General features: G+C 43.2%; 27 protein-coding genes. All 27 read right to left on the minus strand.

Features of this window, described 5'->3' with window-relative positions; all coding sequences use genetic code 11:
* Positions 1-4: 4 nt before the first annotated feature.
* The 27 genes from accB to DESME_RS10115 all read right to left on the minus strand — a co-directional run bounded on the left by accB (position 5) and on the right by DESME_RS10115 (position 23,551).
* Positions 5-1,879 carry an acetyl-CoA carboxylase biotin carboxyl carrier protein gene (accB, locus tag DESME_RS09985; protein WP_006716065.1) on the minus strand — a complete coding sequence of 625 codons (1,875 nt, stop codon included), beginning with the start codon at positions 1,877-1,879 and terminating at the stop codon, positions 5-7.
* A 305-nt stretch (positions 1,880-2,184) separates the two neighbouring features.
* On the minus strand, positions 2,185-2,547 hold the full coding sequence (locus tag DESME_RS09990) for a response regulator (RefSeq protein ID WP_006716064.1): 363 nt from the start codon (positions 2,545-2,547) through the stop codon (positions 2,185-2,187).
* Positions 2,548-2,655: 108 nt separating this feature from the next.
* Positions 2,656-3,222, minus strand: a complete 567-nt coding sequence (locus DESME_RS09995) for a SpoIIIAH-like family protein (RefSeq protein ID WP_006716063.1) — start codon at positions 3,220-3,222, stop codon at positions 2,656-2,658.
* A gap of 2 nt (positions 3,223-3,224) precedes the next feature.
* Positions 3,225-3,785 carry a hypothetical protein gene (locus tag DESME_RS10000; protein ID WP_006716062.1) on the minus strand — a complete coding sequence of 187 codons (561 nt, stop codon included), beginning with the start codon at positions 3,783-3,785 and terminating at the stop codon, positions 3,225-3,227.
* Positions 3,786-3,822: 37 nt separating this feature from the next.
* Complete coding sequence (locus DESME_RS10005; protein ID WP_006716061.1) at positions 3,823-4,413, minus strand: stage III sporulation protein AF; 591 nt, start codon at positions 4,411-4,413, stop codon at positions 3,823-3,825.
* A 12-nt stretch (positions 4,414-4,425) separates the two neighbouring features.
* Positions 4,426-5,694 (minus strand): stage III sporulation protein AE, encoded by a 1,269-nt coding sequence (gene spoIIIAE, locus DESME_RS10010; RefSeq protein WP_006716060.1) that lies wholly within the window; start codon positions 5,692-5,694, stop codon positions 4,426-4,428.
* Between the two features lie 10 nt (positions 5,695-5,704).
* Positions 5,705-6,094 carry a stage III sporulation protein AD gene (spoIIIAD, locus tag DESME_RS10015; RefSeq protein ID WP_006716059.1) on the minus strand — a complete coding sequence of 130 codons (390 nt, stop codon included), beginning with the start codon at positions 6,092-6,094 and terminating at the stop codon, positions 5,705-5,707.
* Positions 6,095-6,105: 11 nt separating this feature from the next.
* A complete protein-coding gene (spoIIIAC, locus tag DESME_RS10020) occupies positions 6,106-6,303 on the minus strand; it encodes a stage III sporulation protein AC (protein WP_006716058.1) in 198 nt (65 codons plus the stop codon).
* 18 nt (positions 6,304-6,321) lie between these two features.
* Positions 6,322-6,831, minus strand: coding sequence for a stage III sporulation protein AB (locus DESME_RS10025; RefSeq protein WP_006716057.1), 510 nt, complete (start codon positions 6,829-6,831; stop codon positions 6,322-6,324).
* Between the two features lie 19 nt (positions 6,832-6,850).
* Positions 6,851-7,864 carry a stage III sporulation protein AA gene (spoIIIAA, locus tag DESME_RS10030; protein ID WP_006716056.1) on the minus strand — a complete coding sequence of 338 codons (1,014 nt, stop codon included), beginning with the start codon at positions 7,862-7,864 and terminating at the stop codon, positions 6,851-6,853.
* A 302-nt stretch (positions 7,865-8,166) separates the two neighbouring features.
* Positions 8,167-9,831 carry a ribonuclease J gene (locus DESME_RS10035; protein WP_006716055.1) on the minus strand — a complete coding sequence of 555 codons (1,665 nt, stop codon included), beginning with the start codon at positions 9,829-9,831 and terminating at the stop codon, positions 8,167-8,169.
* 98 nt (positions 9,832-9,929) lie between these two features.
* The gene (efp, locus tag DESME_RS10040) at positions 9,930-10,487 is read right to left on the minus strand and encodes an elongation factor P (RefSeq protein ID WP_006716054.1); all 558 of its coding nucleotides are present in this window, start codon (positions 10,485-10,487) and stop codon (positions 9,930-9,932) included.
* A gap of 66 nt (positions 10,488-10,553) precedes the next feature.
* The gene (locus DESME_RS10045; protein ID WP_006716053.1) at positions 10,554-11,612 is read right to left on the minus strand and encodes a M24 family metallopeptidase; all 1,059 of its coding nucleotides are present in this window, start codon (positions 11,610-11,612) and stop codon (positions 10,554-10,556) included.
* A gap of 129 nt (positions 11,613-11,741) precedes the next feature.
* Positions 11,742-12,452, minus strand: a complete 711-nt coding sequence (locus DESME_RS16450; protein WP_006716052.1) for a LysM peptidoglycan-binding domain-containing protein — start codon at positions 12,450-12,452, stop codon at positions 11,742-11,744.
* A gap of 26 nt (positions 12,453-12,478) precedes the next feature.
* Complete coding sequence (locus DESME_RS10055) at positions 12,479-12,982, minus strand: hypothetical protein (protein ID WP_006716051.1); 504 nt, start codon at positions 12,980-12,982, stop codon at positions 12,479-12,481.
* 4 nt (positions 12,983-12,986) lie between these two features.
* Entirely contained in the window at positions 12,987-14,393 is a 1,407-nt protein-coding gene (gene pilM, locus DESME_RS10060) for a type IV pilus biogenesis protein PilM (protein ID WP_006716050.1), read from the minus strand.
* A 24-nt stretch (positions 14,394-14,417) separates the two neighbouring features.
* The gene (locus DESME_RS10065) at positions 14,418-15,167 is read right to left on the minus strand and encodes a prepilin peptidase (RefSeq protein WP_041484217.1); all 750 of its coding nucleotides are present in this window, start codon (positions 15,165-15,167) and stop codon (positions 14,418-14,420) included.
* 66 nt (positions 15,168-15,233) lie between these two features.
* Positions 15,234-15,722: a type II secretion system protein gene (locus tag DESME_RS10070; RefSeq protein WP_006716048.1), complete on the minus strand. Its 489-nt coding sequence runs from the start codon at positions 15,720-15,722 to the stop codon at positions 15,234-15,236.
* 18 nt (positions 15,723-15,740) lie between these two features.
* A complete protein-coding gene (locus DESME_RS10075) occupies positions 15,741-16,970 on the minus strand; it encodes a type II secretion system F family protein (RefSeq protein ID WP_006716047.1) in 1,230 nt (409 codons plus the stop codon).
* Between the two features lie 31 nt (positions 16,971-17,001).
* Positions 17,002-18,039, minus strand: coding sequence for a type IV pilus twitching motility protein PilT (locus DESME_RS10080; RefSeq protein ID WP_006716046.1), 1,038 nt, complete (start codon positions 18,037-18,039; stop codon positions 17,002-17,004).
* A 119-nt stretch (positions 18,040-18,158) separates the two neighbouring features.
* On the minus strand, positions 18,159-19,970 hold the full coding sequence (locus tag DESME_RS10085; protein ID WP_006716045.1) for a GspE/PulE family protein: 1,812 nt from the start codon (positions 19,968-19,970) through the stop codon (positions 18,159-18,161).
* Positions 19,934-20,416: a hypothetical protein gene (locus tag DESME_RS10090; RefSeq protein ID WP_242837401.1), complete on the minus strand. Its 483-nt coding sequence runs from the start codon at positions 20,414-20,416 to the stop codon at positions 19,934-19,936. The genes DESME_RS10085 and DESME_RS10090 overlap by 37 nt, the downstream gene beginning before the upstream one ends.
* Entirely contained in the window at positions 20,323-20,829 is a 507-nt protein-coding gene (locus tag DESME_RS10095) for a PilW family protein (protein ID WP_006716043.1), read from the minus strand. Before DESME_RS10095 ends, DESME_RS10090 begins: the two co-directional genes overlap by 94 nt.
* Before the next feature lie 20 nt (positions 20,830-20,849).
* On the minus strand, positions 20,850-21,242 hold the full coding sequence (locus DESME_RS10100) for a type IV pilus modification PilV family protein (protein ID WP_006716042.1): 393 nt from the start codon (positions 21,240-21,242) through the stop codon (positions 20,850-20,852).
* 3 nt (positions 21,243-21,245) lie between these two features.
* Positions 21,246-21,584, minus strand: a complete 339-nt coding sequence (locus tag DESME_RS10105; RefSeq protein WP_006716041.1) for a competence type IV pilus major pilin ComGC — start codon at positions 21,582-21,584, stop codon at positions 21,246-21,248.
* A gap of 373 nt (positions 21,585-21,957) precedes the next feature.
* Positions 21,958-23,040, minus strand: coding sequence for a 3-dehydroquinate synthase (gene aroB, locus DESME_RS10110; RefSeq protein WP_006716040.1), 1,083 nt, complete (start codon positions 23,038-23,040; stop codon positions 21,958-21,960).
* Positions 23,024-23,551, minus strand: coding sequence for a shikimate kinase (locus DESME_RS10115; RefSeq protein WP_006716039.1), 528 nt, complete (start codon positions 23,549-23,551; stop codon positions 23,024-23,026). Before DESME_RS10115 ends, aroB begins: the two co-directional genes overlap by 17 nt.
* Between the last annotated feature and the right edge of the window lie 20 nt (positions 23,552-23,571).

Raw genomic sequence — 23,571 nt, forward strand, 5'->3', positions numbered from 1 at the left:
CACCCTATTTCTCAATGGCAAACAACGGTTGACCAAACTCCACCGGTTGCCCGTTTTCTACTAATACTTCAACGACTTTTCCTTCAACTTCAGCTTCAATCTCATTCATAAGTTTCATTGCTTCGATAATACAAACGGCTTGACCAAGCTTAACCGTTTGTCCTAATTCTACAAAAGAGGGCGCATCTGGAGCTGGCGTACGATAAAATGTCCCAACCATTGGAGATTTAATATATTCAAAATTTGTTTTAGCGCTTGTATCAGCACTTACGATTTCAACTTTTCCTTGAGCCATTGGCGCAACTTGCGCTGGAGCGACAACCGGTGCTGGAGCTGTAACCGTAGCCATTGTAGGAACAGCTACCGTTTGAGATGTTGAAAATGCGCTTCCTTTCTTAATGGAAACCTTAACACCCTCGCTCTCTAAATTAACTTCGGCTATATCCGTTTCCCCTAAAAGCTTAATCAGTTCTTTAATTTCTTTTAAATTCATTTTTGAATCCTCCTTAGAATTTGCAGGTTTAAGCTCTACACCGCTTTTGGATCCACCCTTTTGTCTTTCCAGAAAGAACTTTTTAGCGACTTGCGGAAAGACAGCATAACTAAGAACATCTTCACGCGAGCGGGCCAGACCGGCACATTCGTTCTCTGCTTTTTCAAGACCAGGTAACAATTTGTCGGCAGGTCGTTCTGTTAAAGGAATTTCATCCCCAATAATCTTTTTCTGAATAAGAGGATCTACCTCAGCCGGCGGTTTGCCATACTGTCCTTTGACATAGGCTTTAACTTCCCCAGGAACTAATTTATATCGTTCCCCGCTGAGAACGTTTAATACTGCCTGTGTTCCCACAATCTGGCTGGTTGGGGTAACTAGAGGGGGATATCCCAATTCTGCCCTAACTCGAGGTATTTCGTCAAGTACCTCATCAATCCGGTTTAAGGCCTTCTGCTCTTCTAACTGGGACACAAGATTCGAAATCATGCCTCCAGGCACTTGGTGTTCGAAAACACGCATATCCGAAATCCTTGTAATTCCTCGTTCATAGCCACGCGCTTTGCGAATGCCCTCAAAATAATTGGCGATCTTAAAGAGATGAGGAATATTGATATCGGAAGCAAAATTATAATCTCCGAGTGCACGCACAACCGTTTCAACAGGGGGCTGACTTGCACCAAAAGCTAGGGGAACACTCGCTGTATCGATAACGTCCACTCCTGCCTCAGCCGCCTTGACATAAGCAATTGTGCCCATTCCTCCAATATAATGAGTATGAAGCTGAATCATAACTCCCAGTTCATCTTTTAAAAGCTTGACCAATTTATACGCTTTTAAGGGGGTCAACAATCCTGCCATATCTTTGATACAAATAGAATCGGCACCTAATTTAACGAGTTCTCGAGCCGTCTCCAAATAATGTTCAACCGTATGAACAGGACTTATGGTATACACTACAGAAGCCTGAACATGCGCACCTGCTTCTTTAGCGGCTTGAATCGGAACGACCATATTTCGAACATCATTTAATGCATCAAAAATACGTATTATATCGATCCCATTCTTAACACTCAACTGGATAAATTCACGAACAACGTCATCCGGGTAATGTTGATAACCCACCAGAGATTGTCCTCTCAAAAGCATCTGTAGCGGTGTCTTCTTGACTTCACTCTTAATCAAGCGTAAACGTTCCCAAGGATCTTCTCCTAAGAATCGGAGACAGACATCGAAGGTTGCTCCTCCCCAGACCTCTAAGGAATGATATCCTGCATCGTCAAGCTCTCTAAGAATGGGTAACATATCCTCAGTACGCATCCGTGTTGCCCAAAGGCTCTGATGTCCATCGCGTAACGTTGTATCCGTAATTCCAATCTTCTTCACTACTCCATGGCCCCTCTCTCTTCTCTGAAATCGATTTTCCTTCAAGAGGATGGTTATTACTTTTCTTTCTACTTAAAAAATACGAATATTCCGTCTTCAATGTTCTGAAAATAAATGGGGTTATCCCCCATTTGAGGAAAATCATTATTGCTTTAACGTATGTTTTATTATATGAAACTTAAACGGCTTTTTCAATAAAACCTCATCAAGTATACAGTATAAATCCTTAAATACAGTTTAATCAAAAGCCCCCCATCATACACTTTTATCGTGAATCGGGAGGCTTATTTCTTCACACTTAATTTCTAAGCTCGTAAATATTTATTTACAGTTTCCAAAAGTTTATTCGCTCGAAAAGGCTTAATTAAAAAGTCTGTCGCTCCCATTTCAATGGCTTTTTGCACCACTTTTTCCTGGGCTACAGCACTACACATAATAACCTTTGCTTGAGGATTGAGTGTTAAAATTTCTTGTAGCGTTTCTAACCCGTCTTTAATCGGCATGGTGATGTCCAAAAAAGTTAAATCCGGCTTACACTCTTGAAAGAGTTCCACTGCCACCTGGCCATTTTCAGCTTCACATATTTCAATAGATTCTCGGCGAGATAAAATTTGCCGAATCATTAGCCTCATAAAAGTTGCATCATCAGCAACCAAAATTTTACTCATTTTTCTGGTGTCCTCTCTCGACCATAAACTCTCTATATTTAAATTTGTTCTAAGTTTATTTTAATTCGTTCTAAGTTTAAATAAATCCTGCAAGTTAAAATACTTATTTTATTTTCTTATTGAAATATTAATCCGGTCTAAACGAACAGGCGTAACCCGCATCGTAATATCCTGAATTATACTTATTTCATGAGGCGATAATGACGCAGCTAAGATAATGATATTAATACTATCCGGTGCTAAATCAACAACTACATCCTGAAATCCTTTGATTTTCAACAAATTTTCGATTTCGTCTTCTTTGCTAATTCGGCTCGTGAGCTCAAGCCATTTCTGCTGAGCGTCTTCCTTTGTCTTCTCAATATTCGAATTTAGGACTGCCGCAAGCATTGTTTTTTCATCTTGACGAAGCTGGTCTCGCCGCAAGCGATAATCCACAAAATAGTTCTCACCTCGCAATTCCGGTTTTACTACTTCTGTCGAGACTTGAATATTTTGGCTATCGATTACTCCATTGACCGCTAGCGTATTTTTTTCATCAATATGAGACGGTTGATGATCTGTAAAAATCCATCCTACTCCGATCAAGATACAAAGTAAGAGCAACAATCCACCTATACACCATCGAACCTTGTTTCTTAACATTTGTCTCGGTATCTGAATCAAAATCTTCATTTTCAGACTCCTTCCATAGGTTGAACCGAGATTTTCTGAGTTGGAATATCTAATAGTGTTTTCACTGCATTATGAATATTTTCCCGGATATTTGGATCCTGTGCTCCTTCAGCAATAATCAACACCCCGGCAACGGTCGGACGTTCTTCCATAACGATTACAGGTTGACTCGCTCCGTTAGGTATTACCAGTTGATTGTTCTCTGTGACCTCTGAGGACTCTCGTGTCCCCCCCGTTTTATCCGCTTCTTTGATTGTTTTTTTCGTTACACTTCCACTCATTGCGAACTCTGATTTAAGTGAGGTTGAGAGCGTAACTGAGACTTGAACTTTTCCAACGCCATTCATTTGCTGCAAATTTTGAACGAGTTTATCTTCAAGATCTTTTTCTAAAAGATTAATTTGAGCGGATTCGTTATCTGTGTCTTGCACAGCGGGTTGTTGGGTTAGTTCCGTTCCTACATTGGAACTTCCATTGCTGGTCAGCATCAAGATGATGGCAACCGCAATGGCAGCTACAATGGTTACGAGGAACTTCGGGGATATTTCTTCGAAAAACTTCATCAAGATCATCCTCCATCTTTTATAGGCAACTTATGCCTTATTTTTGAGTCACAAATATTTTATTCTGAGGGATTTGAAGAAACGTTGAGATTTTCTCTTTGATGGTCAGGTCTAGAGCAGATTGAGATTCAGGTTGAGACTTAATTTCATTCCCTTGATTCCCGATGGTGATCGGCGAAACGTTCTGCATCTCCGTTTTAGGTGAATTAAGCTGAATGTTAACCCGTTGCACTTGAGGTTGATCCACAAGTCCTGCATCAGAAGGCTCAAAAACGGCTTCAACCTTAACTTGATCCACACCTGAAATTCCAAGGACTAAGGCTTCGATCTGATTCTCGACGATCTGCTTGAACTGTTCTTGGACTGCATTCCTGCCGATATCAAGCCCATTGTTTCCTGCTAATACAGGAAGTTCTTGAGACCGGACTTCTGTCCAGGCTGGGATTGATGTACTCTGCGGAAGATGGAGCAGCGCGGTTAGGGGATCAAGCACTGCCGAAATAACAAAGAGCCCCATCACCAATTTTACAAACCCCTGCATGGATTTATTCGGAAGTAACATTTCTAAGACACTAGCCAGCAGAATGATAATGGCTAAATTCCGCACGAGTGTTTGTAAATTCTCCAATTTATCCCTCCTTTACCTCAGCATAACGGTTAAATTTCCTGAACCGACGACAATCGCGATGCTGATAAAGAACATAATCGCCACAGAAGCCACCGAGGCAAAAATATAGGTAAGGCTTTTAGACATATCTTGAAGACTATCAGAAAGCTCTTTTAACCCTAGAGGTTCGACTAAGGCCGCTGAAATTTTAAACACAAAAATCATCGCTGCAATCCGAACGGCCGGGCCTATACAGAGCAAAGCAATCGCTAAAACGCCAATAATTCCTAATGAATTTTTCAAAAGCAATCCTGAACTCGCCACGATTTCCACTGCATCTTTGAAGAACTTCCCGACAACCGGAATTAGATCCGCAGAATACTTTGCTGTCCTAAGTGTTACCCCATCCGCAACCCCACCGCTTAGCCCTTGAATCGTCATCACTCCGATAAATACGGTCATCAAGACCCCAATTCCCAACTTTCCTGTGAACTCAAATAAACTAGCAAGCTTACCGAGTTTAAAGTCACTGGAAATATTATTAAATAATTTAAGGACCGCCGTTAAAAAGAACAAGGGTAAAATAACGGTTTTCATGAGAGTCGCTAACAAGGTTAAACTTCCAATCACCATCGGTTTAAATAACGCTGCTGTCGTTAAATTTCCCATAGCCATCAAAAGCGTCAGCATGACCGGAAACAAGGTCTGCATGAAGCTCGTCATCTGATCAATCGCGTCTGTTGCGATCTCCAGGGTCTCTTGAAAAGCAGCAAGGGCTATGACCATCAGGACTAAGTAGCTTAAGCTCTTGACCATTTTTCCTATACTCTCGCTGCTAAAGGCGTTCTGAAGATTTTGAAGAACGGCAATCAAGACAGCTAATACGAGCAGTTTGCCCATAAGCGGGCCGCTTTTTAAAATTTCTTGACCTAAAAATGAAAGCAAACTACGCCCCAATTTTTGAGGGTCAAGACTCAATTTTCCTTCACGCAAATCGTCAAACATTTGCCCGAGTGAGAAATTAGGTACAGAGGCTTGGACATCACGATCAATCTGCTCTAAAAACCCTCTAACCTGGCTTAAGTCAATCTGTTTCTCTAAACCTTCAGCTTCCTGACTTTCTTGAGTACCTATAGTCCCCCTATTTGCGGCTAGGTCGCTGCTCGCCTCTGAGTTGATCTCGATTTTGATGCTAGTATCCTCAATTCCCGAAGGAGAACCATTTTCTGCCCAAACTACTCTAGGAGTTGTCCAACTCAAGATTAAAAAAAAGAGGACTCCCCATCCTAATAATCGCCGCACGTTCTTCACCTCACGGAACAAGTCGCTTGATCGACTCGAGAATCGCTACAATAATGGGCATCGCCAAGACAAGAACTCCCACTTTCGCCGCCAGTTCAATTTTAGTCGCTAAAGCCTTCTGATCCGCATCACGGCAAATATCTGCCGCAAATTCGGCGAGGTAGGCTACCCCGACAATTTTTAAGACGATGAACAAATAATAAGAACTGATATTCGCTTGATCAGCGAGACTTTGTAGGAGATCCACAATGATTTTGATTTTATCTAAGACCGCGACAAAAATAATTGTCCCAGCCAAAATTGTCAACTGAAGGGCAAATTCATTCCGTTTTACTTCTTTCAAAACCGTGCCGATAATGGCCACAATCAAAGCCAACCCAACAATCTGCCATATTTCCACGTTCAGACCCCCTAGTACAGTTGAAATACACTCTTCACCAGACTAAACAAGTCTCCCACAGCCTGAACGACGATATATAAAACAACCACCACCCCTGCCAAGACTGTCAATTGGCTGATCTCCCTACGGTTGGCCTGATCGAGAACCATGACCAAGATTCCAACTAATAATCCGATGCCTGCGATCTTCAAAACCATATCAAAAGACATCTTTTCTCCCCCTCTTTCTTAAATCAAGAAGATGACTCCGGCAATCCCGCCCAGGAACCCCAGATAAGACCACATTTTCGCTTGTTTATCACACATAATCAGAGCCTGTTCCTGCACATCCCGAATTTGCTGTTTAACCAGTTCGAGCTGTTTATGTTGCTCTTGCCGATCAGATCGACCGAGCCCTTTACCGACATTTTGGATGACCTGCCAATCCTCAGATTTAAGACAAAATCTCTTTTCTTGGATTCGGATAGTTTCGCTCCAGGCTGTGTTGGCACTTTCGCCCTCCTGGACTCTGCGCTCAAGTTCCGCAAAAAATACCTTCCAAGCACCCTCAGAACGGTGTTTAAGGAGTGCAAACGCCTCCGGCAAAGGTGTTCCTCCCCAAATAATTTCCGTGTCAAGGAGAGTCAGTGCTGTGATGAAGTCTCGCAATTCTACAGGCCGTTTTTTAATCCGTGCCGCCAAGTAAAGCCCTAGACTTCCACAACCCAGAATGAGAATGATCGAGGCTAAAATAACCATTCCGCTCTCCCCTTTCTTTTTAATCTCTTCGCAGTTCGAGCTGATTTTTGAGGTCAAAAATGGATTCCACTGTGCCAGGACCCTTACGCCGACTGAGTATAACTAACCGCTCGAAAACACCACTGGCAAAAAGTGCTTTAAGAACAGGCCGTTTTTTCGCTTCTTCCCCACTCTCGGCGTGAGCCGTACTAAGTACACTGACTCCGGTTCTTAGTGCGTCCAGCACGGCTTCAACGTCTTGAGGATGACCCAGTTCGTCAACAGCAACGACACGTGGAGACATGGAACGAATCAACATACTCATCCCTATAGCCTTGGGACAACCATCAAGAATGTCCGTGCGGCAACCTAAATTATATGAAGGATGTCCCTGCCACATGCCCGCAATTTCTCCTCTTTCATCGACGACCCCAACTGTTTGGCCCTTTAAGGAAAGATTGGGTACCCCATCACTTATACAACGGATCAGATCGCGAAGTAAGGTTGTCTTTCCCGCCCGTGGCGGAGAAAGGATAAGCGTATGATATAAAGACCCATCAGCACGGATTAAGCGAGGCAAAATTTGAGGGGCTTGCCCTGATATTTCTAAGGCCAAACGAATATTTAAGCCTGAGATATGCTTAAGATTTTGAACCATCCCTTGCTTTAAGGTAACCTCTCCAGTCACACCTACTCGATGTCCGCCAGGCAGTGTTATATAGCCTTGTCTGAGCTCATCTTCAGCTGCATAGAGTGAACTTTGGGTCATTCGCTCTAACGTTTGCATCAGATCCTCACGTTGGACATGATAAGCCTTTTCGCTCGATACAGACTTTCCCCAAGCATCGAGAAAGTACTCGCTATCCTTACCCTGAAGCAGTAGCGGTTTGCTCGTGCGTAACCGTATCTCCTCAATTTCTGATAGAGGAAGACCTGTTGCTGCGGCAAAAATATCGCGTAAGGGATCACTTAACCACTTCACGATTGCTTCTAAGCGGTTCATTTTGTCTTCTTTTTCTGGATGGATAGAAACTAAACTATAACGTAACGACACACTCTGTCCTCCTTTGTTAAAAGGTATGTCCCACACCTATAAATTAGACATCCCCCTTGAAAAAACATGATTTAGCCATTAGTCATTAATAATTCATGAAATTTATTTGATTTCTAAGTCGAGTGTGTTCATATTTATTCCTTTACAGTAGAGCACTCCATCCTTTAATCTAGCGGTAGTTAAGTTAAATACTCTCAAGGTGAAATAAAGTTACAAAAAAAACAGCAGATATTAAAAATCTGCTGTTTTTTTGAGAAGAAATGACTCATTCCGTTTTTAACTCTAAAATAAAATCCTTAGTATTACACTTGGAGTAAAACCGGTAATATCATTGGACGACGACGCGTTTTATCCCAGAAATAATTACTCAAGCTTTCATGGATCGCAGCTCTCATTACTCCCCATTCCCAACTTTCCTGTTTTAGTTGAACCTCAATAGCTACCGTCGCATTGTTTTTCGCTCCCTCGATCAAATCGTTGGCTTCTTTCATGAAGGTGAATCCACGAGAAATAATATCCGGACCCGATACAATCGAATGGGGAACGCCCTTACCTCGGGTTAAGCCAACAACGACAACGACAACCCCATCTTTAGAGAGTTGTTTACGATCTCGAAGGACAATTTGTCCAACATCTCCGATTCCCAAGCCATCAACATACACGCTTCCTGCTTCAACTCTGTCCCCTATTTCCATTTTTTCCGGAGTTATCACAACCCGCGTACCCAGTTGAGTAATGGGGATTTGCTTTTCCTCATAGCCCAGTGATTGACCAATCTTACGTAAAGCCACTTGGTGACGAACTTCTCCATGATGAGGAATCAAGAATTTGGGCCGGGTTAAACGAATCACGAGTTTAATCTCTTCTTGACACGCATGACCTGATACATGTACAAGCCCCATGTCTTTAGTCACAACTTCTGCACCGATTTGATACAAATGATTGATCGTTCTCCCAATCAGCTTCTCATTTCCGGGAACAGGGGTTGCCGATATAATCACTGTATCCCCTGGGGCAACATTAACTTGACGATGATTTCCTGTGGCCATTCGTGTTAAAGCGGCAAACGGCTCTCCTTGACTCCCTGTTGTTAGCACTAATAAACGAGAATGTGAAAAATTATTAATCTCACCCACATCCACCAACATATCCTCTGCTGGCAAATGCAAGTATCCTAGCTCGTGTGCTGTTCTTACAACTTGTTCCATGCTTCGACCCACAACACAAACTTTTCGCTTTAATTCCATGGCAGCATCAATCGCCTGCTGAATTCGATGCACATTTGAAGCAAACGTTGCCATGATAATTTTTCCCTCAGCACGGGCAAACCAATCCCTAAGGGTTTTCCCCACCACTCTTTCAGACATCGTCATCCCCGGGCGCTCCGCGTTAGTAGAATCACAGAGAAGCGCCAGCACTCCCTCTTGACCCCATTCTGCTAGTTTACTCAAATCCATCTCATGCCCATCAATCGGCGTGTAATCGACCTTAAAATCTCCTGTATAAATTACCCGCCCAACAGGGCTCAATAAGGAATATCCTACAGCATCGGGAATGCTGTGAGTAACGCGAAATGCTTCCACTTCAAATTCGCCAGCCTGTACTGGTTTACCCGGCTCAAGCACCCGAAATAGAGAGTCCGGATACCCTCCACGTTCTTGAACTTTAGCACGAACTAACCCTATCGTCAGCTTAGTCGCATAGACGGGAACATTCAGTCTTGGCAAAATAAAAGGCAAGCCTCCAATATGATCCTCATGCCCATGAGTCACAAAGATACCCTTAATTTTATCCTTCCTTTTTTCTAGATAACTAATATCAGGAATCACTAAATCAATTCCTAATAATTCATCATCCGGAAATTTTACCCCACCATCGATCACGACAATCGAATCTTCATATTCAAAAACAAGCAAGTTTTTCCCAATCTCACCTGTTCCACCCAAAGGAATAATATTTAGTTTCATTAAAAAAACCTCCTCGAGAAGCGATCTAATTCATAGACAAAGCTTGCCCCGAAGGAGGTTTTTTAATTCGTTATACTATTATACTAAAAGCTTAATAATTAAGCACGTTGCACATAGTTTCCTGTACGAGTATCGATGATTAGAACTTCACCTTCATTGACAAAGAAAGGAACCTGTACAATCGCTCCTGTTTCCATCGTTGCCGGTTTTGACCCCCCGGTAGCCGTATCTCCTTTAACCCCAGGTTCCGTATGAGCTACAACTAATTGTACCGTATTGGGAATATCCACACCAATAACTGTTCCATTAAAGAAAAGGACCCCTAAATTCATATTTTCCTTAAGCCATTTAACACCGTCTCCGATTTGTTCTTCAGTCAGAGTGGTCTGTTCATAGCTTTCATTATCCATGACTGCGTAAAGCTCTCCATCTTTATAAAGGTATTGCATATCATGACGTTCAACATGAGCTGTTTCAACTTTTTCGCTGGCATTAAATTTTCGTTCAGTAACTCCACCCGTTTTTAAATTCTTAAGTTTCGTACGTACAAAGGCAGCACCTTTTCCTGGTTTAACATGTTGGAACTCAACAATTGAATAAACGTCACCATCAAGTTCAATCGTAAGACCCGTCTTAAAATCGCTAGTAGAAATCATAAAATCCTATTCCTCCTATATATATAATATCTTATATTAGCTTGTCCCAATCAAAAGCAAAAAATTTTACTCAATAATAATGAACTCCTTTGGCGCTTGTGTCAAGACCTCACAGCCATTTTCCGTAATTACAGCCATATCTTCGATACGAACGCCACCCCAATCAGGAATATAAATTCCAGGTTCAATCGTAATGACCATACCTGGTTTCAGAATCCGTTCTTCCCGAAGATTTAAATTTGGTCCTTCATGAATGGCAAGGCCAACTGAATGTCCTAAACCATGTCCAAAATATTCACCATAACCAGCCTCTGCAATGATGCCTCGTGCAACTGCATCGACTTCTCTCCCTGAGATTCCCGGTTTAAGTGCTGCAATTCCAGCCTTTTGAGCGCGTAGTACAATCTCATAAATTTCATGCTGTTTTTCTGTCGGTTCACCAAAACAAATCGTTCGTGTAATATCAGAACAATAACCTTGGTAAATTGCGCCAAAATCCATTGTCAAGAAGTCACCCGGTTGAACTTTTTTCGGGCTTGCTACGCCGTGAGGCATTGAGGAGCGTAATCCAGATGCCACAATGAAGTCAAAAGAGGCCCCACTCGCACCATTACGACGCATCGCGAATTCGAGTTCCAAGGCAATCTCTTCTTCAGTTTGTCCCACTTCAACAAACTGAAGAATATGGGCAAAAGCATCATCAGCAAGCTTAACCGCTTGACGAATTTTCTCCAGTTCCTCCACATCTTTAAGTGAACGCAGTTCTGCTAAAAGCTTGGACTGAGGAACCAGCTCTACTTGAGGAAGTGATTCTTTCAGATCCAAATAGTCCGCATAGGTCGTGTACTCTTCTTCGAAACCGACTCTAGCCGCCTTTTGAGCCAATTCTGTAAGAGAAGAATACATATTTGTGATCTTAACCACCTGAAAATCAGGAGCTTGCGCAGTGGCTTGTTGTATGTAACGAAAATCCGTAAGTAAATAGGCTTTTTCAAGTGTAATGAGTAACATTGCACTTGTTCCAGTAAAACCACTCATATAGCGACGATTTTCCGGTGAGGCGAGGATAAAAGCATCTAACTTTTCCTCCTGCATTTTCAAGCGAATTCTTTCTAATCGACTCATGCCATTTACCCCTTTCCTAACACAACAAATTTTATCATAAATTTTCCGCTACGACTAGTTTCCCTTCATTTTTGGCAATTAATAAGCCGGATGAGAATTTAACTCAACCGACTTGCTTAATCCTTCACTTTACTTGCGAAATATCTGCGGACGCATCTGGCGAATATCAAAACCGAGTTCTTGTGTCCGCGTTAGCGGATTTTGCATAGGTTGGCTTTGCTCACCATATAACCCCATCTGACCTGTCGGAGCAAAAGAAGTATTAGGACCGAATTGACTGGATGGAACAGATTCATTGGACTGACTTTGTTGAGTTGTTGTTCCGCTGATACCTGGGCTTTGGCCAAAAGATAAATTTGCAGTCCCCGAGGATGGCTTCGCGGAAGGTGCAGTCGCGGATACCGTTGTTCCTCCCCCTTCGCTCATCAAACGAGGAGAATGCACAATATCGACATTACTCAGCATAATTTGAACTTCGCACGGACCGTGTTCACCTTGGGGCTGTATTTTACGAATCTCTGTCCGTGGAACAATCAAATGGATTTCATGAGGAACTCTACTTTCCCCAATCCGCTTAATTCGAAAGCGAACCCCTTCAATTTCCATTTCTACATCATCCATCTTATCTCCAGCATACTGATTTCCCTTGTCAACACTTATTTCAGCATACTGTTCATGAGCATTGGAACTTTTGAGTTCCGGCAGAACAATCTTTTGACCAATCTGGAGCGTCAAAGGATTTATTCCAGGGTTCGCAAGCATCCATTCTTCACAGGTTCCGCCAAGTCGTTGAGCAAGACGGAAATAATCATCTCCACGCTGGATTACGTAATCAGGCATTAAGTTCGCCCCCTCTCCCTTCCATATTATGGTGAATCAGGTTTGTCAGGTTCATAAAAATAAACTTTTAGAACTGACTCCCCGCCTTCGGGGTTAAGCCGAACCTCCTGAATCTGAATCGCTTGATCGGAATTATTTTCAAGATGCTGAAAAGCAGTTTCAATCCCGCTCCAACTTCCCGCTAATTTAAAATGAAACAAAGCATAACTTAATCTTCTGGGTTGATCTGAACTTATTGAATCCTTGCTCTCATTCTCAATCCGGTCTAAATTGACCGAAAGCACTTGGACATTTTCCTCCTTAAAAAATCTTTGGCATTCTTCAATTGTCGTTGGAAGATCCATTAGAGTAGGAAACATGACTTGCTGAATTTCAGGACGTTGGAGTTCCACTTGCGCTTGCCAATACTTTCTCTCAACGTTTAACTCCTGATTCTTATCATGGATCGGATAATAGATCAGACCCATCAAGAAAAGAGCCCCACCCACAATTACCAGATATTTTAGACGATGATATTCTATCCCTAGCACGCTCTCACCTCACAGCAGTTACCGTGAAATTGATCACGGAAGGCGCTTCTTGACGGTATTCATGGAGATGAACCTGTCTCCAATCTTGATCTTGTAGATCCATCAGGAATTGTTCAAATTGGCCAGCCTTCAAAGCCGTACCTTGCAGGGTAAGTACCGATTCTTTATACTCCAGATGCTCGAAGCTTATCCCGTCACCTACAAGGTCTCGAAGTGAAATCAGAGAAGTTGTAATTCCCCTGCTCGACCCTTTTGCTTCCTTCCATTCGTTCACTAAGTAAGTCTGGCTTTGTTGCTGAGCCTGTTGGGTTTCAACATTTGTTTTCAGGTCATCAACTTCCGCTTGCAAGACTTTCTGTTGATTCTTCCCCTGAACCCACAGACCCAAACTACTGAGAAGAATACTTAATATAAGGCCTGCAACTATCCATTTTTGATGACTTTCTCTTTTCTTCAGAAGATATTCAGAGAGAAGATTGATGTTTTGAGTCTTACCTTTCTGACCCCTACCGAGCACCAACCCTAGACAAGGCAAGCACGGAAGAATCGACTGGGGAAGACTTTTTCTCCAAGGCCATGTCTCCACTAATTGTTCAAGTGATGAAATCTCAGTCAGCTGATTCAGACCAGGTAGTTTTGCATCCATTAAACTTTGGGCAAAAAATAATACGCTTCTCTGTCCACTTGTAAATATTCGATGAATAGGGGTTTCAGTATTTATCAATCTAAAAATACGAGCAATTTCATCAATCCATTCCTGAGGATCACTTCCCGAAGAAACTGGAAAGAATCGAGTCATCTCCGGAAGGATTCCATGATACAAGAGGATTTGAATTCCACCCTTCGTTTCACTAAAATATAAATAACGTTCCTGAGGTTGAAGATTTAAGGCATTCCCCATGGCAGTCACCGAAAATTCAACGGTAATTGGTTTAAAACCCGCTCCCCTCAATGTTTGGAGCATACTCTCTAGTACAGATCGCCGTGTTGCACCTAAGGTAACCCTCATTCTATTTAGCTTCTTATTCTCCTCAGTCAAAGCATACCCGATCACTTGATTATCTTGGGGAATTGGTGTTTCTTCCTTGGCCAGATACTGGATGGCCGCCTCACGAAACTTTGGATCAATCCAAGGAAGAGGATATTCCCGAATAAATCCATTTACTAGCGGGATTGCTAACCGAATTGGTGTATTAACGGGAATTTTATGGGCTTGACGAATCTCATTTAGAAGTTCGGTTAACATTTCGCTCTGAACTTGGCCTTGTTCAAGCCATCCTCCGGGAATCGAACGCGAGTCAAACTTGACCTGATTCAGGTTAACAAGCTTACCCCGCTTCGATTCTGAAATATAGACGAGAAGATGCAATTCCCGCTCACACAGCTCGAGGCAAACCTGCAATCCGGACATAAACTCGCTCCTTTCAGTCTGTTTCTAGAAAAGGGTCAAGTACGCTTGGATCAGACAATCTCCGCCAAATAGGGTTGCATAGGCTCCGAGTACGAGAAACGGGCCAAAAGGGATCTGTGCCCGAAATTCCCTGCCTCGAATAACCATCCAAAGTAGCCCGATAATAGAGCCAATCAAACTCGCGATAAAAAGAGCAAGCAGGATGTTAGGAAATCCCAGAAATGCACCCATACCCGCAATCAATTTGACATCTCCTAACCCCATCCCTTGTGGATAAATCTTAGCGATTAACCAGAAAGCACCTCCTGCCCCGATCGCTGAAGCAAGACTTTCTCCTCCAGAAAGTCCCATCGGAAGAAAAAAAGAAGACCCAATTCCAATCGTAAGGAGAGGGAGTGTTAAAACATCCGGTAAGCGCATGGTATCCCAATCAATGAGGGCTAAGGCTAAAAGGACAGCCAACAGGATAAAATGAAGCCCAAGCACAGGAAGAGGCTCCGCAGGGTTTCTCCATGCCCACAAGAAGAACAAGAGACCTGTCAGCAATTCTACCCCTGGATATCGCCAGGATATTTTGGTGCCACAGGAATGGCACTGCCCACGAAGTGCAATAAAACTCAAGACGGGAACAAGCTCCCAAGCTTTTAGGGCATGGTTACATTGAGTACAGTGAGAGCCGGGTTTTACGATAGATTCCCCACGAGGTACACGATAAATAACAACGTTTAAAAAGCTTCCGATGATAAGTCCAAAGATTCCCCAAAACAGGCTCATAATAATCTCGTCCACAATTCTTACCTCTAATATTATCATTTAATACATTCTTACTTTAGGTAAAGTTTAATTACTTGAAGTCCAGAGTATGTCAGCTAAAGTTGGATCGTAGGCCCGCACCTCAGCCCCTAATCCATCTGTCGCAAGATAAATCATAATTAAATTCGTAGGAGTTGGCGAAGCAGGTATCAATCCATCTGTACCCAGAGTTGATACTCCAAATCCTTTGTTAGCATCGTCTGTTTTCTGTTGCGTTGTCGCTATATCGAGTTTAGCGACATATTTCGGAATGAAATTAGCAGCTGTTACCTTACCCGCGGTCGCGGAAAACTCCGTGGTCGTCGGTTTAGGATAGATTCCATTTTCCGCCTGATAACGATCTAAGGCAGCTTTTACTTGGTAAGCTGTAGCAATATCGGCATTTCTACGGGCTGTTTCTGAACTCGAACTAATCTTGGGTATAGTGATCGCTGCCAATACAGAAATAATGACAACCACCATCAGGACTTCAACCAAGGTAAATCCTTCATGTTTAATCTTCGAGCATTTAACCATTTCTCCGTCCTCCATTTTCTATTGGATTTTCGTTCCTACCTCAAAAACAGGCATCATCACTCCAATAGCTATAGCTCCAATGATTGCTGCAATTCCAATAACTAAGATTGGACCTAAGATCGACGTTAATCGTTCCATTTTTTCTTCTAAATCCTGGCGCAATATCTTTGCTAAATGGTGAAGGATCGTACTCAATTGACCAGACTCCTCTCCTATTGCCCAGAGCAGATCAACATCAGGAGGAAAAAATGAATCCGATTGAAATATCATCGAGAGGCGTCTTCCTTCACGAGTCGCGCGCGTTAATTCCCGAATTTTCTCTTTCATCACAGGTAAGCGCACCGTTTCTTGAGCAAGGCTTAAAGCATCCGCAAGAGGAATACCAGCCTCCATCAATGTTCCAAGTATCCTGAAAAACTGAACTTGGTCACTTTGTCTATAAAGTGAGCCCCACAGAGGAATTCGCTCCAAAAATTTGAGACCTTTACCTCTCCATTCTTTGGCATACTTCAGACGTAAAAAACATAGTCCCCCCAAAATACTGATAAATAACAAGCTAAGGCTGAGAGGGATCCAGCGAGCAACCGTAAAAATGACTTGAGTCATAAGTGGCAAAGTACTATCTAAATTGCTTAAAACCTGTTCATAAACCGGTAAAACAAATAGGCTAAGCGCAAAAACAACGCCAAGTGCGAGAATGAAGAGAAAACTAGGATAGGCCAACGCTCCCTTAATCTTACGCTGGAACTTGTACTCCTCTTCCAAATCACTCGCCAGCTGAGTTAATATTCCCGGTAATTTTCCAGCTTGCTCACCTGCCCGAATCAAGGCCCTTATGACTGGAGTGGGGGGTGGATTAACGTCATTCAAAGCCTCTGAAAGCTCTAATCCAGCTTCAATATTTGCTTTAACCTCTGCCCAATTCGTTTGCCTACCTATTCTTGCTTTTCTTCGCCCTTGAATAGACATCAAGTCAAGAGCGGAAGTAATGGGAATTCCCGCTTCGAGAAGCATTCCTAAACGTTGGCTCAAATCTGTCCAAAATCGGAGAGAATTTTGTCGCAAATCAAAAGCTTGAAGCGCAGAAAGGATCTCACTCAGACCTTGAGAAGAACGAATCAAAATGGGGTAATATCCTTCATGATATAAACGTCGTCGGATCTCTGCTAGACCCGTCCCCTGCCAGGTTCCTTGAATGATTCGGCCTTCAGCATCAGCCGCCTTCCAGAAATATTCTCGAACCTTCATCCCACCGACTCCTCTTTAAAACACGTTCTCTTTAACGTCCCAGCACCTGTAACTTTTCTTGTACTACCTCTGGTGAAATCAATCCTTGTCTGACTAAATCTTGGAGGCCTCTTTCCATAGACTGCATACCCTGCTTTCCCCCCGTTTGGATCACGGTGGGAAGTTGGTGGGTTTTTCCTTCGCGGATTAAATTTCGGGCGCCTTGAGTAACCCTCAAAATTTCAAAAGCTGCAACTCGACCTTGTTTATCTGCCCGTGGCAAGAGTTGCTGAGCTAAAACTCCCTGGAGCACCGCCGCTAACTGAACCCGAATTTGTTGTTGTTGATAAGGAGGAAAAACATCAATCATCCGATCAACAGCCTGTGTCGCATCATTGGTATGGAGCGTACTAAAAACCAAGTGTCCTGTTTCAGCCGCGGTCACCGCTGTGCTTATAGTCTCTAAATCCCGCATTTCCCCGACGAGAATCACGTCCGGATCCTGACGCAAAACAGAACGAAGTGCATTAGCAAAGGAAAGCGTATCATTTCCAATCTCGCGCTGATTAACTAAACTTAAGCGATGCTGGTGGAGATATTCAATCGGATCCTCAATCGTCACAATATGAGCAGAGCGCGTCCGGTTAATATAATCAATCAGCGAGGCCAAAGTTGTCGACTTACCACTTCCCGTCGGGCCTGTCACTAATACTAAACCTTTTTCAAGTTTTGCTAACTCTATACAAACCGATGGTAAACCTAAACTTTCGGGTGAAGGGACTGTAAACGGAATAATCCGAATGACAACAGCAACCGAACCTCGTTGCCGAAAGGCATTCACCCGAAAACGTCCTACTCCGGACAGACTATACGAAAAATCGAGTTCACCCATTTCCAAAAAGCGTTGTGCTTGAGTCTCATTCATCAAAGAATGGGCAAATTGATCCAGCTCTTGACGAGATAATTTTTCTTCCCCAATGCGCGTTAAAACCCCATCAATTCGGAGAACTGGAGGACTTTCAACTGCCAAATGAATATCTGATGCTTTATGTTCTACTGCTAATTGAAGTAACGACTCAATATTTAACATTTACTACACCTCTCTGGTTTAAGGTAAAGAAAACCCGACTTTCGCCGAGCCTTAGCGAGAAACGAAAGTCGCTGGTTGCACTTATGCTATCTGCCCCAAACTTATACTTTCTGTTAGTGCTAGACACCCGTTGATGAGCTCCAGACTTCTTCCCATGTTGTTAACCCTTTTCTAACCTTATCTAATCCGTCTTGATACAAAGGGATCATTCCTGAACTTAAGGCAGCTCGTTCAAGCTCAAGCGCACTCTGCCGAGCTAAAACCAAATTTTTAATCGTCGAATCATAGTGTAATAATTCATGAATTCCAATTCTCCCTGAATATCCAGTTCCCCGGCAATGAGGGCAACCCTTCGCTTGAAAAATCTCTTCAAAGGTTTCACTCAACCCTAATGAATCCCGTTCAACCTTGCTTAAAGTATGAGGCTCTTTGCATTTCTCACACAATTTTCGGACTAAACGTTGAGAAAGTACGCCCCGAATCGCGCCCCCTAATAAATAAGGCTCAATCCCCATATCCATTAACCGAGTCAACGCTTCAGCCGCAGTATTCGTATGTAGCGTCGAGAGAACCAAGTGTCCCGTTAAGGCTGCTGCAATCGCAATCCGCGCAGTCTCTTCATCCCGTATTTCCCCAATCATAATCACATCTGGATCTTGTCTTAGAATCGCTCTTAAGCCCTTGGCAAATGTTAAACCAATGCGGGGTTGAACTTGAACATGAACAACTCCAGGCAAGCGGTATTCTACAGGATCTTCAATCGAAACGATGTTCAATTTCTCTGAAGCTAATTCTCGCAAAAGAGCATAGAGTGTTGTCGTTTTGCCACTGCCCGTCGGCCCCACAACAAGAATAATTCCATGAGGTTGTTTAAGTAGAAGTCGCATCTTTTCTTCAACTTCAATCCTCATTCCCAACTGTTGCAGCGTTCGCTGAGCTGTATCCGGATTCAATAACCGGACAACGACTTTTTCTCCATAGACTGTTGGCAAAGAGGCGAGCCTTAAATCAATCCAGTTGCCAGCCACCGTTAATTCAGTTCTTCCATCTTGAGGTAAGCGTTTTTCCGCAACATCCATACGAGCCATCACTTTTAAGCGAGCAATCACATTCCGAGCAACTTCTAAAGGAAATTTCTGTCGTGTCTCTAAACGTCCATCGATCCGGTAACGCACAATAAATTGATCTTCACGCGGTTCCCAATGCACATCACTAGCCCCGAGAGAAACTGCTTCTATTAGCAGGGAATCAACCAACCGTACAGTTGGCGCATCATCTTCCAAGTTTTCCATGCGTTCAAAAACGGAGGGTTCCTGATTTAAAGCGTCTTTTTGACTCGACGCTAATTGGGCAACCGAATTTTCAACCGTCACATATTTACGAATTGCTGCCTCAATCTCATTCTGATCAGCAAGGAAGGGTTCAATTTGATATCCTGTCAAAACTCGGATATTATCTATAACCTGCAGATTACCCGGATCCGCCATCGCAACCTGTAAGCGATTTTCTTGAAGCTTAAGAGGGATCAACAGGTATCGTCGAGTCATTTCCTCTTGAATCAATTTGACCATAACCGGGTCAATTTCGACTTCGGTCAATTTAATCCAAGGAACACCTAGATAAGAACCCAACGCTTCGAGCATTTCCTCACGTTCTAGGAAACCTTCCCGAACCATACATTCACCCAAACGTTCATGGGACAACTGTTGGCTTTTTAACGCTTGCGAAAGTTGACTTGAGTCAATTCTGCTGTGGTCGAGTAAGAACTTGCCGAAGCCTCCCTCCCCCAAATAGGGTTCTTTTCTTTCTCTAACTCCTAATTCAACGCATTCCCAAGGCTTTTGTTTCTTTTGATTATACCAGTCTTTAATACTCAATACAGTTCTCGTGTAACTTACTGATAGATTTCCTGATATTGTGACACTACCCATCGATTTTGATCCAGGGGATCCAAGGATAAGAAAACCTGAATCTTGCGGCGGGCTACACCCTGTTGAGCGTCAGAAGTTACCCAATACCCCCCTTCTCCTACCGTGACATCAATAACTGCTGTTCCTTCTCCAATTGTGCGTTTACCCCCAGTGAACAAAGGGTTCTTAATCAGCTCTGATTTTGCCCACTCTAGTCCACCCTCTGAAGTATAAACGGCTTGACGACTCAGCGCCTCCCTTTTGGCCATCCGATTTTCCGATTGAGCTTTCAAATACGCTTCTAACCCAAACGCGGAGAAGGTAGCAAAAAGGAGAAGAATAAGAACCGTTGCAAATCCTTTGTCGAGAGATCTTAAGGATGAGGTGGAAGATACGTCCGTTGACGGCTTGTCCCCTTCCAGTTCACCGTTTGATGACCGACTTGGGCTTGAAGTGTCACTGTCCACAATCCAGCCTCTCCCTTCGTACAATTCCAGCTGATCACTCGACTGGCAACTGGATTAGCTACGCCAATATGTTCTATATACAAATCCTTAATCCCATCATAATCTTTATCTGCGAGGTAGTAAGCATCCTGACTTGCTCCCTGTCCCCATGGTAAGACACGAAGATTCCCCTTATTATCCCATTCGACAGTCTGAGCTCCTCGAATCGCATCGAGAACAGTTCGTCCTGCATTCAAAACGGCGAAATGAGCTTCCATTCGATCTTTAACTTCTTGGGTAACTCGCCACTGGTCCGTAAACAAGCGCAAGGAAAAGGCTAAAATAATACCTATCACTGTTAGGCTTACCAACACCTCAACAAGTGTAAATCCCCCCTCCCTAAATTTCTGGTTTAGTCTCTCTGCTCTATCCATCGGCTTTATTGGCACTCCTTCTACTGCAGGTAATATAACGTGGTTATGTCATATATCGATAAGTGATCTTTTTTAGGCCAGCTCACTTGAGTCGTGACTTTCAAAAGGACATTTTCCAACTCCCATTCGGAGAAAATACTCCATTGGAATCCATTTTCTGAGCCTTGTATCTTACCCCCAGGGATGCATTTCCCTTCTGCAAAATTATCAGGCCATGACTGAGTAGAAAGCTGTTCCATTAAGTTCTGAGCCAAATTAGCCGCTTCCGTCGTGGCTAAAGCCTCTCGAGAATTTTGAATTGCCCCTTCAGTTAATCCATAGAGAGCTGCAAAACTCATGGTTAATAGGAAGATGGCGATAAGTGCATCAATTAAGACAAACCCGTACTCTTCGTGCTTTCTTCTAATGACCATTGCTCAAATCCCCACTCTTCCTTGTGAATCCAAAGTATACGATCGGCCATCTGGCTGAGTAGGAAGTTTGTCTAAGTATGGGCCTCGCCAGCCATGAACTTCAGGAGGTAAAGTCAACAAATCTTCCAGGCGACTCGGGAAACTCCCCGTATCCAACCGATAAAGTTCAACTGCCCCCTCGATTCTTAGCTGATTAGCTTGCTGAACTTGTTTGTTAGACGAAAGTATTGCTGAACCATATTTCGGGACAACCTGAGCCATAATCATTCCTAAAATCGCGAGGGCTAATAATACTTCAAGTAGCGTAAAACCAAAGGAACCCGCTTTAGTAACTCTCCTCACTTTTTACGACTTCACCCCCTGTTACTCCATTGTTTCAGAAACGACTCCTGTGGCACGTTGCCATTCCGGAATACCCCTCATTATTCGACGTCAGCTTCATCATTACTGGCAATCGCGCCTTTCATTCTCTTATATTTTACTATTCTAGCTCCCCCTTCTCTTTTTCCTCTATGTCCTGGTCCCTTTCGACATAATTTGTCTTAATCTTTGAACATAAGTGATACAACCCAGTTATAATACATATTTTTTAGCTAATGTTATTCCGTGTCGATAAAGAAAACCCACCTTATGCAGCATTTAGCGAAGCGGAAGCGCTGTTTTGCACATAATAAAAAGCCGCCCTTACGGCGGCTATCACGATCTCCATATATCTCTACTTTATTATGACTTTGTTCCAAGCCTGAAGAATTTCTTCATCACAGGCATCCCGTACGACTAAAGCATGGCCAATCTTATCCGGAAGAATGAGAACCTTTTGGCCCTTTTGATTTTTCTTGTCCGCTTCCATCAGATGAAGTAAAATTTCAGGATCTTTACCCTGGATCTGGATGGGTAATCCTAAGCCTTTGACTAAATCCAAAATTCGCTTAACCTCTGCTGAAGTGATTAAACCTCGTGCTTCTGCCAGATAAGTAGCAGCGATCATGCCGATACTTACCCCTTTCCCATGAGAAATTCCTTGATAAGCAGCCTCCGTCTCTAGGGCATGCCCGAAACTATGCCCTAAATTCAGAAGCATCCGCTGTCCTTTTTCCTTCTCATCTTCCATCACAACCCTGACTTTGACTTGCAGCGAGCGTGAAGTTAGTTCCTGATAAATCTCAGGAATCCTATCTATAATTTTCTGTTGATTAGTTTCTAAAAAGGAAAAGAGCGCAGCATCACCAAGCACGGCATGTTTAACCGTCTCAGCCAAACCATTTAGCACTTCTTCCCACGGAAGTGTTTCCAACGTTGAAAAGTCTGTCCACACAACAAGCGGGGGATAAAATGCACCTAAAAGGTTCTTGCCAGAGGGATGATTGACCGCTGTTTTGCCACCAATGCTACTATCGACTTGAGCCAGTAAGGTAGTCGGAATTTGAACAAAACGAATACCTCGCATATACACGCTGGCAAAGAATCCGGCAAGATCACCAATAACCCCGCCTCCGAGGGCAAGAACCACACTATGGCGATCTGCACCGCAAGCCACTGCTTCAGAAGTTAACTTGCTCAGCCGTTCCAGGGATTTTTCCTCTTCCCCAGGAGGAACAACTAAAACATCACATTGAAAAGCGGAAAATCCATTAATCAAACGTTCTAGATAGTGTTCCTTGACTCGGGGATGCGTCACAATAAGTAGGTGTTCTATCCCACCGAGTTCTTTTTCTAAGTAGGCACCTAAATCTTCGAGACCTACTCCGAGAAAGATAGAGTAGGGTCGAGAGGAAGTCACCTCAAGCTTTTGTTTCATCTTCAATTCTCCCCTCGATCTTACCCAATATCTCATTAGCGACCTCATCAATATCGAGTTCTGTTGTGTCAATAATAAGATCCGCTTGATTATAAATAGGTTGCCTTGAGAGCCAGAGTTTTTGGGCCTCATCCCGCCCTTCTCTCAAAAGCGGCCGGTCATTTTTACCGCCAATACGGTCGAGAATAGTGTCAATCGGGGCATATAAAGAAATAATAATTCCGATCTCTGTGAAAGCCTCCCAGTTTTCCGGATTCAAGGGGGTTCCTCCCCCTGTTGCAATGACCATCTTCTTACGTTCCTTTAAGCGCTTCACCAAAACGGTTTCTTCAGAACGAAATCGCGTTTCTCCATGCTTTCGAAATATTTCCGAGACGCTCGTCCCACTTATTTCTTCGATCGCTAAATCAGTATCGAGAAAATCCCAACCCAAATGTTTAGCTAACCTTTTCCCCACAGAAGTCTTCCCTGTCCCCATAAATCCAATCAATACGATGTTTTCTATCTTCACGTCTTCATCCCCACTCTCAG

The organism is Desulfitobacterium metallireducens DSM 15288 (assembly GCF_000231405.2).
GTDB classification, from domain to species: Bacteria; Bacillota; Desulfitobacteriia; order Desulfitobacteriales; family Desulfitobacteriaceae; genus Desulfitobacterium_A; species Desulfitobacterium_A metallireducens.